This window comes from Gordonia oleivorans, assembly GCF_040044975.1.
Classification (GTDB): Bacteria; Actinomycetota; Actinomycetes; order Mycobacteriales; family Mycobacteriaceae; genus Gordonia; species Gordonia oleivorans.
In genome coordinates this window covers 646,861-658,189 of sequence record NZ_JBDZDI010000002.1, presented here as the reverse complement: position 1 = coordinate 658,189, position 11,329 = coordinate 646,861, and the positions used below count along the sequence as shown (strand labels likewise).

General features: G+C 67.3%; 10 protein-coding genes and 1 tRNA gene. 4 read left to right on the top strand and 7 right to left on the bottom strand.

Annotated features, from left to right (window positions below; genetic code table 11):
- Positions 1 to 30: 30 nt before the first annotated feature.
- Positions 31 to 576 carry a YbhB/YbcL family Raf kinase inhibitor-like protein gene (locus tag ABLE92_RS06285; protein ID WP_348803822.1) on the bottom strand — a complete coding sequence of 182 codons (546 nt, stop codon included), beginning with the start codon at positions 574 to 576 and terminating at the stop codon, positions 31 to 33.
- A 29-nt stretch (positions 577 to 605) separates the two neighbouring features.
- Positions 606 to 1,952, bottom strand: a complete 1,347-nt coding sequence (locus tag ABLE92_RS06280) for a M20/M25/M40 family metallo-hydrolase (protein WP_348803821.1) — start codon at positions 1,950 to 1,952, stop codon at positions 606 to 608.
- 93 nt (positions 1,953 to 2,045) lie between these two features.
- Between ABLE92_RS06280 and ABLE92_RS06275 the strand changes: the two genes are divergently transcribed.
- Positions 2,046 to 2,131, top strand: a tRNA-Leu gene (locus ABLE92_RS06275).
- Positions 2,132 to 2,238: 107 nt separating this feature from the next.
- Here the strand turns inward: ABLE92_RS06275 and ABLE92_RS06270 are convergent.
- Positions 2,239 to 3,162 (bottom strand): mechanosensitive ion channel family protein, encoded by a 924-nt coding sequence (locus tag ABLE92_RS06270; protein ID WP_348803819.1) that lies wholly within the window; start codon positions 3,160 to 3,162, stop codon positions 2,239 to 2,241.
- Between the two features lie 71 nt (positions 3,163 to 3,233).
- Here ABLE92_RS06270 and ABLE92_RS06265 point away from each other — a divergent pair, with 71 nt between their 5' ends.
- Both ABLE92_RS06265 and ABLE92_RS06260 read left to right on the top strand, forming a co-directional pair.
- On the top strand, positions 3,234 to 4,277 hold the full coding sequence (locus tag ABLE92_RS06265) for a nucleoside hydrolase (protein WP_348803818.1): 1,044 nt from the start codon (positions 3,234 to 3,236) through the stop codon (positions 4,275 to 4,277).
- A 10-nt stretch (positions 4,278 to 4,287) separates the two neighbouring features.
- A complete protein-coding gene (locus ABLE92_RS06260; RefSeq protein ID WP_348803816.1) occupies positions 4,288 to 5,241 on the top strand; it encodes an LLM class F420-dependent oxidoreductase in 954 nt (317 codons plus the stop codon).
- Between the two features lie 45 nt (positions 5,242 to 5,286).
- Here ABLE92_RS06260 and ABLE92_RS06255 read toward each other — a convergent pair whose 3' ends face one another.
- The gene (locus ABLE92_RS06255; protein ID WP_348803815.1) at positions 5,287 to 6,684 is read right to left on the bottom strand and encodes a lysine N(6)-hydroxylase/L-ornithine N(5)-oxygenase family protein; all 1,398 of its coding nucleotides are present in this window, start codon (positions 6,682 to 6,684) and stop codon (positions 5,287 to 5,289) included.
- A 273-nt stretch (positions 6,685 to 6,957) separates the two neighbouring features.
- Between ABLE92_RS06255 and ABLE92_RS06250 the strand changes: the two genes are divergently transcribed.
- Positions 6,958 to 8,187, top strand: a complete 1,230-nt coding sequence (locus tag ABLE92_RS06250; protein ID WP_348803813.1) for an isochorismate synthase — start codon at positions 6,958 to 6,960, stop codon at positions 8,185 to 8,187.
- On the opposite strand, the gene ABLE92_RS06245 is transcribed toward ABLE92_RS06250, so the two are convergent.
- Genes ABLE92_RS06245 through ABLE92_RS06235 form a run of 3 tightly spaced genes read right to left on the bottom strand, consistent with a single transcriptional unit; the run spans position 8,168 to position 11,292 of the window.
- Entirely contained in the window at positions 8,168 to 9,451 is a 1,284-nt protein-coding gene (locus ABLE92_RS06245) for a cation:proton antiporter (RefSeq protein ID WP_348803811.1), read from the bottom strand. The genes ABLE92_RS06250 and ABLE92_RS06245 overlap by 20 nt on opposite strands.
- A gap of 45 nt (positions 9,452 to 9,496) precedes the next feature.
- A complete protein-coding gene (locus ABLE92_RS06240; RefSeq protein ID WP_348803810.1) occupies positions 9,497 to 11,026 on the bottom strand; it encodes a tryptophan 7-halogenase in 1,530 nt (509 codons plus the stop codon).
- A complete protein-coding gene (locus tag ABLE92_RS06235; RefSeq protein ID WP_348803809.1) occupies positions 11,023 to 11,292 on the bottom strand; it encodes a phosphopantetheine-binding protein in 270 nt (89 codons plus the stop codon). Before ABLE92_RS06235 ends, ABLE92_RS06240 begins: the two co-directional genes overlap by 4 nt.
- Positions 11,293 to 11,329: the final 37 nt, after the last annotated feature.

Sequence of the window (11,329 nt, the reverse complement as noted above, 5' to 3'; positions counted from 1 at the left end):
CGCCGGCACCGGACCCTCGGTTCTTGTGGTCTACAGATCCTCGGACGGCTGTTCGTAGGTGCCGATGAGGGTGGCCCGCGCGATGGCGTGGGAGAACAGGTTGAAGCCGAGATAGGCAGGGGTGGCGCCGTCAGGCAGGCCGAGGGACTCCACGTCGACGGCGTGCACGACCACGAAGTAGCGGTGCGGTCCGTGTCCGGGAGGCGGTGCGGCACCGACGAAACGCTTCAGCGACGCGTCGTTGGCGAGAGTCAGGGCACCCGCGGGCAGGCCGCTGCCCGCGTCATCGCCGGCGCCCTCGGGCAGGCTCGTGACCGATGCGGGGATGTCGGCGACCGCCCAGTGCCAGAATCCCGACGCCGTCGGGGCGTCCGGGTCGTACACGGTGACCGCGAAACTCTTGGTGTCGGTGGGGAATCCGGACCAGCTCAGCTGCGGGGACGCGTCGGCGCCGCCGGCCCCCATCAGGCCGCTGACCTGAGGGGTGGCCAGCGGGGCGCCGTCGGTGATGTTCTCCGAGGTCACGGTGAAGGTGGGCAGATTCGGCAGGGCCTCGTACGGGTCGAACGTCGCCATGTGCAGCGCCTTTCTCGGGTGCGGATCGATCAACTGTTGAGCAGGAAATGTTCGAGGACCCGGGTGCCGAAGAGGACCGAATCCACCGGCACGCGTTCGTCGACGCCGTGGAACAGCGCTGCGAAATCGAGTTCGCGGGGCAGTTGCAGGGGCGCGAATCCGAAGCAGCGGATCCCGAGTTTCGCAAAGGCCTTGGCGTCGGTACCACCGGACATCATGTACGGCACGGTGCGCGCCTGCGGATCATGGGCGAGGATCGCCGCGTTCATCGCGTCGACCAGGTCACCGTCGAAGGTCGTCTCGTAGGAGTCGAGGTGGGTGATCCACTCCCGCGTCACGTTGGGGCCGATGAGGCGGTCGATCTCGGCCTCGAACTCCTGCTGACGCCCCGGCAGGACCCGGCAGTCCACCACGGCCTCGGCCTTCTGCGGGATGACATTGGCCTTGTACCCGGCCCGCAGCATCGTCGGGTTGGCGGTGTCGCGCAGCGTGGCCCCGATGATGCGCGCCAGGCTGCCCAGCTTGAACAGCGAGGTCTCCAGGTCGGCAGCGTCCGGACTCAGATCCAGTCCACTCTCCTCCGACACCGCGGCCAGGAACTCCGCGACGGAATCGCTGATCACCAGCGGGAAGGTGTGTCGACCGATTCGTGCGACCGCTTCGGCGACCTCGGTGACCGCATTGTCGGCGTGCAGGAACGAGCCGTGGCCTGCGGTGGCGTCGGCGGTGAGCTTCATCCACGCCAGGCCCTTCTCGGCGGTCTCGACGAGATAGAGGCGCTTCTCCGATCCGTCCGGGCGATCGACGGTCAACGAATATCCGCCGACCTCGCCGACTGCCTCGGTGATCCCCTCGAACAGGTCCGGGCGGTGTTCCACCAGCCAGTGCGCACCCCAGGAACCACCGGCCTCCTCGTCGGCGAGGAAGGCGAAGACCAGTTCGCGGGGCGGGACGGTGCCGTCGCGCTGGAATTGGCGGGCCAGCGCCAGTGCCATCCCGACCATGTCCTTCATGTCGACGGCACCGCGACCCCAGATGTAGCCGTCCTTGACGGTCCCGGAGAACGGATGAACGCTCCAGTCGGCCGGTTCGGCGGGGACCACGTCGAGGTGGCCGTGGATCAGCAGCGCTCCCCGATCCGAATCCGGCGGGCCGGGCAGCCGGGCGAACACGTTGCCGCGACCAGGTTGACCGGATTCGACGTACTGGGTGGTGTAGCCGACCTCCTCCAGCATCTGCGCGACCCACTTGGCGCACTCCTCCTCACCGCGCGTGGTCTCCAGTTCACCGGTGTTGCTGGTGTCGAAGCGGATGAGGGTACTGACGAGATCGACGACTTCGTCGACCGCGCGCGGGGCGAAAGGCTCATCGGTCACCCCTCACTCCTACGGGATTTGGGATACGGGGGCAACCTCGGTTAGTGTTATCGCCGCCGGTGTGAGAGGTTCACTCCCACCACGGCAACGCAAGTCCGAGTGGCGGAATGGCAGACGCGCTAGCTTGAGGTGCTAGTGCCCTATTAACGGGCGTGGGGGTTCAAGTCCCCCCTCGGACACACGCACACCGCAGGGCCCCGGGAATCTTCCCGGGGCCCTGCGTTTTTCGCCCATCTCGAATCGTTGACGTCGAGCGGCCGACGTCGAGCGGCCGACGTCGATCGGCTCAGTCCGCGGTCCGACCGACGAGCACCTTGCCGTTCGGATAGGGCATGTCGATCCCGTTGCGCTCATATCCGCGCAGGATCTCGTGACGCAGGCGGCGCGCCACCGCCCACTGCGCGTTGGGCCGGGTGGTCACCGTCATCCGCAGTGTCACCAGATCGGCGGCGACCTCCTGGATCCCGAGCATCCGCGGGTCGTCGAGGACATCACGTGCCAACTCGGCATCCTCGTCGAACGCGGCACGGACGGCGTCCACCGCCACACGCTGAGCCAGGTCGAGATCGGCGCGCAAGGACACCGGCACCTCCACCCGGGCCACGGCGTAATCCTGACTCATGTTGCCCACCCGCACGATCTCGCCGTTGCGGACATACCAGAGGGTGCCGTCGACGTCCCGGACCGTGGTGACCCGCAGGCCCACACTGGCCACCTCGCCGATCGCCTCGCCCAGGTCTACGGTGTCGCCGACCCCGTACTGGTCCTCGAGAAGCATGAACACGCCACTCACGAAGTCGCGGACCAGATTCTGTGCACCGAAGCCGATGGCCAGGCCGACGACGCCCGCCGAGGCGATGAACGGTGCGATGTTGACCCCGAGGACCGACAGGATCGCCAGGCACAACCACACCAGCACCACGATGGAGACCGTGGACTTGCACACCGATCCGATGGTCTGCGCTCGCTGGGTGCGCCGCGCGATGATCGTCTCGTCCGGGATTGATCCCGGTGCTCGCTCACGCAGATGCCGCACCACCGCGGGCATGCCGCGGCCATCACCGCCCCGCGTGGCGCGGTCGATCAGGCGGTGTGCGAGGAAGCGCACCACCAACGCCCCGATCAGATACGCAACGATCCGAACAGGGGTCTCCACCAACCACATTCGTGTGGTGTCCGTCCATTCGAAGGCCAGTAGGTGATCAGTCATGCCCTCCGACCGTACGCATCTGAGCCGAGATGTCGAACCTGCTGGACAGGCCGGGCAGGCACAATGGCCCGATGACCGCGCGACTCTTCTTCGACTGCGACACCGGCATCGACGACTCCCTGGCGCTGCTGTATCTCCTCGGGCGCGACGACGTCGACCTCGTCGGGATCGCGAGTACCGCCGGGAATGTCCCGGCCGACGTCGTCGCCGCCAACAATCTCGCCTGGCTGGACCTGTGCGGCCGTGAGGACGTTCCGGTGCATCTGGGTGCCGCCGTCCCGCTGGTCGCCGACCTGATGACCACGGAGGACACCCACGGACCGCTTGGCGTCGGGTACGCCGAACTGCCCACCAGCACGCGGACGGTGGCCGACGACGACGCCGCCGATGCGTGGATCGTCGCCTCCACATCACATCCGGGTGAGTTGGTGGGTCTGGTCACCGGACCGATGACGTCGCTGGCCACCGCCATCCGCCGTGATCCGCAGCTGCCCTACCGACTTCGCCGACTCGTGATCATGGGTGGTGCCTTCCATGTGCACGGCAACACCACTCCGACCTCGGAATGGAATGTCGCCGTTGATCCGGAGGCCGCCGCCGAGGTCTTCGCCGCGTTCGGCGTCGCCGGCACACCGGCGCCGATCGTGTGTTCCCTCGACCTCACCGAGGCCATCGCACTGACGCCCGACCACGCGGTCCGGTTGGCCGCCGCCGCGGGCAGTGAGCCGCTCGAATGCCCCGATCCGTCCGACCAACCCGGCCTGCGTTCGGTCGCGAGCAATCACCTCATCCGCCACGTGATGGATGCGGTGCGTTTCTATCTCGAGTTCCACCACGCGCACGACGAGGGATATATCGCGCACCTGCACGATCCGTTCGCCGCGATGGTGGCGCTGAATCCGTCGCGCGTCACGACCCGTCCGGCGCAGGTCGCGGTGGAATTGACCGGACCGCTCACGCGTGGGACGACGGTGGCCGACGAACGCGGAATGTGGGGCGGCGAACCGAATGCCGCGATTGCGACCACCACCGACGTCGAGGCCGTGTTCGACGATCTCATCGACACCATCGCCGAACTCGCCCGAACGGTCGGCAATCGCGAGGGCTCGGCGTAGCGTTGATGCGGTGACCCGCCTCGGCTATCAGATTCCGAATTTCACCTATCCCGGCATCGCACCCGATCACCTGTTTCCCACCATCACCGCGCAGGCGGTCGAGGCGGAGAACTCCGGTTTCGACACGGTGCTGGTGATGGACCACTTCTATCAGCTGCCCATTCTGGGCGAACCAGACGATCCGATGATCGAGTGTTACACCCTGCTCTCGGCGCTGGCCCAACACACCTCACGAGTGCGGTTGTCGGCGCTGGTCACCGGCAACACCTATCGCAACCCGACGCTACTCGCGAAGACCATCACGGCTCTCGATCTGGTATCGGAGGGCCGCGCCCAGCTCGGCATCGGCGCGGGCTGGTTCGAACTCGAACACGACTCTCTCGGTTACCAATTCGGTACTTTCACCGACCGGTTCGAGAAGTTGGAGGAAGCGCTGCAGATCATCCTGCCGATGCTGCGGGGCGAGCGTCCCACCCTCGCCGGCAAGTGGTATCAGGTCGCCGACGCGATCAACTCCCCGGCGCCGGTGTCGGCCATCCCGGTGATGATCGGCGGTGGCGGCGAACGCAAGACCCTGCGCATGGTCGCCCAGTACGCCGACGAATCGAACATCATCTGTGCGCCCGACGAGATCGGTCGCAAACTCGACGCCCTGGCCGGCCACTGCGAGAAGCTCGGCCGCGATCGCTCCGAGATCACCGTCAGCCTGCAGACGTCGGCGTGCGTGGCACCGACGCACGATCAGGCGATCCGCGAGTTCGAGGCATACCTGGCGCGAAATCCCCGCGCCGAGGTCCGGCGTGCGAGCACCATCGTCGGTTCGCCCGAGGAGGTGGCGGCCCGTTACGGCGAGTTGCTGGCCACCGGAATCGACGGCTTCACCGTCAACGCTCCGGCCAACGGTCACATCGCCGGCCGCGTCGGCTTGCTCGGCGAGACCCTGACGCCCGTCGTCGGACACTGAGGCCGGCCGTCGTCGGACACTGAGGCCGGCCGGTCACACCACCGCCTACAGTCCGGACGGCGTCGAGACCCGCACCGAGGTGGCGACACCGTCGGTTCCGTTGGGTACCGCGCCGGTGCCGGTGCCGGTGCCGGTGCCGGTGCCGAGGATCGTGTCGACGATCTCCCCGGACCGGATCGCGACATTGGACAACAGCGTCGACGTGAGACCGTGGGTGTGCTCAGAATTGCCCTGCACAAAGATCGACCCGGTGACCTCGGGATCGGTGCGCACGCGGTACTGCCGATCCAGGATCGGCCGTCCATGCACATCCGAATGGCATCGCCTCGCGAGGCCGCCGACCAGGTCGGCGATCGGGGTGGGCTCGAAGCCGGTGGCGAAAATCACCGCGTCGCAATCGATATCGAGTTCCTCTCCGGTCAGCCGATGGATCATCCGGAGCCGCGCGGTGTCATCGGTTTCGACGATGTCGACGACCTCGGTGGATCCGTGGACGAACAACCGGCGGTCGCCGGCGACCCGCTCGGTGTACTCGCGCCGGTACAGTTCCTCGATCAACTCCGGGTCCACCGCCGAATAGTTGGTGCCGCGGTGATAGGTGAGCAATCGCTCACGCCAGGCCGGCTCGGCGGCGAAGTACTCGTCGACGGTCGACGCATCGAAGACCCGATTGGCGTACGGGCTGTCGTCGGCGGGTGTGTAGCCGTACTTGGCGAACACGGCGTGCACCTCGGCACGTGTTTCGGCATGCAGGTATGCGGTCACCTCGGCGGCGCTCTGTCCGGCGCCGACCACCACGAACCGTCCGTGCGGCGTCGACGGCAACGCGGCCAGACGGGTGAGCAGGTCATGGTTGTGGAAGACCCGGGGCCCGGCCGACACGCCCGCGGGCAGTTTGCCGCGGATGCCGCCGCCGAGTACCAGGTTGCGCGCCCGGTGGGTACCCGAGGCGGTCACCACCTCGAACACGCCATCGGACCACCGGACATCGGAGGCCTCCGTCGAGTACTGCACCGGGATGTCGACCCGGTCGGCGGCCCATCCGAGATAGTCGTGGAACTCCGACCGGAGGGGGAAGAAGGTGGCCAGATTGATGAAGTCGGACAGCCTGCCACGCTCGGACAAGTAGTTCAGGAACGTGAACCGACTGGCCGTATTGCGTTGAGTGGCGAGATCTTTGAGAAACGACACCTGCATCGTCGCGCCCGGCAACAACATCCCCGGGTGCCACTCGAACCGGTCACGCCGTTCCAGGAATCGCGCCGACAGTGGGCGCTGGTCGGGGGTCCGCTGTGTGGGGGTGTCGGAGTGAATGGCGCCGTTGGTGTGAAAGGCCCCGTTGTGAAAGGCACTGTTGTGTTCCTCGATGGCGATGGCCAGCGCCAGGTTCGACGGACCGAAACCGATCCCCACCACATCCGTCGTGGAACTGTCACTGCACACGCGCTACTCCTCTACGTTGACACCGGCGGTGGCTGCGATGGCGCCGGGTCGGTCATGGCACCCTGATCGGGGCGGGAAGGCCACCGCTTCGATGACCCGGTGAGATCGTCGTCTCATGCCCGGCCGTCGGCCCCCGCACCGGACGCCAGCTATCGTGAAGGTAAGTCTAACCTAAGGTTCAGCAGCGGGTTCATCTGGCATGCATGTGGGTCAGCGCACCAGACGATCCGACAACCAGAGTGAACCGCTGTCCTGCTCAGGAGAAGAAACGAGATGAACCCTTCGATCGTCAGCACCCGCGATGTCACCGCCGACGCCGCCACCACGAGCCATCAGGGAAGGCCGGAATCGGCCGACCCAGGCGGGTTCCTGTTCTGTCGCAACGAGTATCACGTGATCGCCGCGGGCGTCGAGCAGCCGTTCGCCGACGTCACCCTGGCCGCGTCGGCCCTGCGTGACGGATCGGTGCGGGCGGTGGTGGGCGCCATACCATTCGACACCACCGACGACGCCGCCCTGTGGGCACCGCAGACGGTGTCGAAGCACACGGGCACCTGGACCGCGTCCACCCGCCTCGGCATCCCCGACACCGGAACCCCGCACACTGGAATCCCGCACGCTGGAGTCCCGCACGCCGCGATCGAACGCGCCGATCCGGACACCGCCGAGCACCGACGCCGTGTGGTGTCCTCGGTTCGACGCCTCGCCGACCCCTCCGACGAGCTCGAGAAGGTGGTGCTGGCCCGGACCCTTCGGCTCAGTGCCGACGGTGCGATCTCACCGTGGGAGATCGCCGCACGGATGCGGGCGGCCGACTCGAACGGGTCGGTGTTCGTCACCGACCTCTCGGCCGCATCCGGGCATCGCGGCGCCCACCTCGTCGGCGCGAGCCCGGAGGTGCTCATCTGCAAACGCGGAACCACCGTGACCGCCCATCCCCTGGCGGGCTCGTCGGCACGCCACCCCGATCCGCGGATCGACGCCGAACGCGGTCGCGCCCTGAAGAATTCGACGAAGGACCACACCGAACACCGCTACGTCGTCGACGCCCTGGCCGCAGCGCTCACGCCACTGTGCGACACCCTGCACATCCCGGAGGAACCGGTGCTGATGACCACCCCGACCATGTGGCATCTCGGCACCCCCATCGAGGCCACGATCACCGAGCGGTCCATCACCTCCCTCGATCTGGCGTTGGCGGTTCATCCGACCCCGGCGATCTGCGGAACCCCGACGCGGCCGGCCCGCGAGCACATCCTGGCCACCGAAGGGCCCCGCGGGTTCTACGCCGGAGCGGTGGGCTGGTCGGAGTCGGCGACCGCGGGGGGCGACGGTGAATGGATGGTGACCATCCGCTGCGCCGAGATCGCCGCCGACGGCCGCAGTGCCGTCACCTGGGCCGGCGGTGGAATCGTCGCGGCGTCGGACCCCGATGCCGAGGTCTCCGAGACCGAGAGCAAGTTCGCGGCCGTCCTCGATGCGTTCAGGATCGATCGAGGGTAGGCATCGTCGGGGCAGCAGTCTGCGGCGATGGGGGTGCGGGTGAATCACGTTCCGGCGCAACGTCGATGACTGCCACACGCGCGCTGCGTGTCACGCAGTAGGCAACCCAGGGCCCGGCCATGATCGAGGTGACCACGGCCAACAGCACCACGATCATGTAGATCTCTTCGCCGAAGACGCCCATGTGCAGTCCCGCGGAGGCGATCACGATCTCGACGACGCCCCGCGCGTTCAGTCCTGCGCCCAGCGCGGCGGCATCCCACCTCGGGATCCGTGCGATGCGCGCACCGGCATAGGCACCGACGAACTTGCTCACCACCGCGGCCACCAGGAGCCCCGCCGTGGCGAGCAGCACCTGGGGACGCGCGATCAGGTGCAGATCCAGGTGCAGTCCCGCACCGGCCAGGAAGACCGGGGCCAGCACCCAGCTCGTGATCGCTTGCAGCGGCGCCATCACGGACTCGCCCCGGTGGCCGATGATCACCCCGGCGAGGAATGCACCCAGGACCGGCTCGAGGTGCACGGCCCCGGTCAGAGCCGCACCGGCGATCAGAGCCAACACCACGATCCCGCCGGTCTCCGAGCGATGGCGGGAGGTCTCCAGACGATCCAGCGCCTGGCTCACCGGTCGTCGCAACAGCCAGGTCGCCACCAGCAGGGCCGCCAGGGCTCCCAGGGTCAACGGCAACCGGGAACCCCGGAGCCCGGAGGTGGCCATGGCCGAGACGACCGCGAGGATGACCCAGGCGGCGACGTCGGTGAGGGTGCCGGTGGCCAGGGTCAGCTGACCGATTTCCTTGCGCATCAGGTCGAGCTCGGTCAGGATGCGGGCGATCACCGGAATCGCGCTGACCGACAACGCCGTTCCGAGCAGCAGCACGAATTCGGTGGTGCCGGCGGACTGCCCGCGCAGCGTGTGCGGAATCAGCAGTCCGGCAACCACTCCGGCGACCAGCGGGATCACGAACGATCCGACGCCGACGGACGCCAGCACGGTGGTACGGCGGCGGAGGAAGGCACCGTCGAGGTCGACGGCGGCCAGCCCGACGAGCAGGACGACGCCGAGCGTACCCACGGCCGACACCAGCGGCAGCGCATCGCCGGTACCGAAACTCCACGCCGGGGGCAGCACCGCCCCGAGCAGCGACGGCCCGAGAATCACTCCGGCCGCGAGTTGCCCGGTCATCGCCGGCAGCCCGAGTCGCTGCGCGATCATGCCGCAGCCGAGCGCGGCCATCAGGACCAGGGCGAGATGTCCGAGCATCAGGGCCGTCGGTGGTTCCCGGTCACCACCGACCGCGACACCCGATCAGACCGGTACATCGGCCGGCTCGGCCCACGACAGACCGTTGGCCGACGGTACGAGCCCGCCCGCCAGCAGCGGCGGCTCGGTGGCCCGATCACCCACCGCCCCGCGTGCCTGGAGTGCGTTCATCTCCTCCATCACGTCGCGGACCACCGGAGCGGAGAACATGTGCCCCATCCGCTGACCCGAATCGGTGTCCATACCACCGGTTTTCGCGGCGGCCCGGGTGAGGGCGTCCGACGATGCGCGGAAGCGTTCGATGATCTGCGACGGGTCGGTGAGAGCCTGCTCGCCGGAGAAGCCGCCGGCCACCAGGGATACGAACGCGGTCATATCGGTGCGATCGAAGTTGGTGACCCGGCGGGCCTTCCAGAAGTACGAGTCCTCGGACTGCTCCATGTCGTAGAACGCCGACAGGAATTCGTGAAACACCGCGTACTCACGCCGGTAGCGGCCCTCGAATTCGCCGAATGCCCGGTCCTCGCTCACGGTGCCGTCGAGCACGCTGTTGATGGATCGGGCCGCCAGCACACCGGAGTATGTCGCGAGGTGGACCCCGGTGGAGAAGACCGGATCGATGAAGCACGCGGCGTCGCCGACGAGCACCATGCCATTGCCCCAGAAGCGGGTGTTGGCATACGAGTAGTCCTTGCGCAGCCGGATCTCACCGTAGGTCCCCTCGGTCACCCGGGTGGCATCGGCGAGCATGTCGCGCACGATCTCGCAGCGATCGATGTAGTGCAGGAGGGTCTGTTCCTGCGCGTTGATCACGTGATCGGCCTTGTCCTTGGCGATGACGACGCCGACGCTCGTCAGCGTGTCCGACAGCGGGATGTACCAGATCCAGCCCTCGTCGAATGCCGCGCACAGGATGTTGCCGCTGTCCGGGGCCGGAAATCGTTTGCCCCCTTCGAAGTACCCGAACACCGCAATGTTCTGGAAGAACTCCGAGTACACGCGTTCGGCGCCGGCGTGCCGGGTCAGTCGGGTGGAGTTGCCCGACGCGTCCACCACGTAGGCGGCGCGGATGTGATGCTCGACGCGATCGGCATCGACGTAACGCACACCCACGACGCGTCCGCTGTCGTCGGTGTCGACGCCGTTGACCCGACTGTTCTGCCGGACGTCGACGCCGTTGGCCGCCGAGTTCTCCAGCAGGATCTGGTCGAACTTCATCCGCTCGACCTGGTAGGCGTAACTCCCCTCGCCGGCGAACTCGGGTGAGATGGCGAACAGGAAGTTCCACGGCACCGGATTGGTACCCCACCGGAAACTACCGCCGCGCTTGTGCATGAATCCGGCGTCACGCACCTGCTCGTAGCAGCCGAGGAGTTTGCACACACCGTGAATCGTGGACGGCAGCAACGATTCCCCGATCTGGTACCGGGGAAAGGTCTCCTTCTCGAGCTGGATCACCCGCCGACCGCTCTTGGCCAACATCGTGGCGGTGGTAGAGCCACCCGGTCCACCGCCGACGACCACGACATCGACGTCTTCGGTCACGGCGGGCGCCTGATCTCGCTGCCCGCTCATCGTGCGGAGTCCGGCGTCGACGCGGCGGCCGCGGTGAGTTCGCGCACCCAGGAGCCGACGACCGGGTCCGAGGCGAGGGCGACCAGATCTGACTGCACCGCACCCGCGGCGCGCCACCGTTCGATCAGCGACATCAACCGCACCGAATCCAGTCCGATGTCGAGAACGTTTGTCTCGTCGGTGATCTCGGATGCGGGCAACTCCAGGATGTCGGCGATGTCCCCGATGATTCGTTCCCGGGTCAGCACTGCACCAACAGCGGCCATCTGGTCTTCCTCACTTCTCCGCCATCGTCGTGATGGC

Coding starts and splice junctions, on each gene's coding strand:
- ABLE92_RS06285 (WP_348803822.1), bottom strand. CDS start 576: ATGGCGACGTTCGACCCGTACGAGGCCCTGCCGAATCTGCCCACCTTC.
- ABLE92_RS06270 (WP_348803819.1), bottom strand. CDS start 3,162: ATGACTGATCACCTACTGGCCTTCGAATGGACGGACACCACACGAATG.
- ABLE92_RS06245 (WP_348803811.1), bottom strand. CDS start 9,451: ATGCTCGGACATCTCGCCCTGGTCCTGATGGCCGCGCTCGGCTGCGGC.
- ABLE92_RS06265 (WP_348803818.1), top strand. CDS start 3,234: ATGACCGCGCGACTCTTCTTCGACTGCGACACCGGCATCGACGACTCC.
- ABLE92_RS06250 (WP_348803813.1), top strand. CDS start 6,958: ATGAACCCTTCGATCGTCAGCACCCGCGATGTCACCGCCGACGCCGCC.
- ABLE92_RS06235 (WP_348803809.1), bottom strand. CDS start 11,292: ATGGCCGCTGTTGGTGCAGTGCTGACCCGGGAACGAATCATCGGGGAC.
- ABLE92_RS06240 (WP_348803810.1), bottom strand. CDS start 11,026: ATGAGCGGGCAGCGAGATCAGGCGCCCGCCGTGACCGAAGACGTCGAT.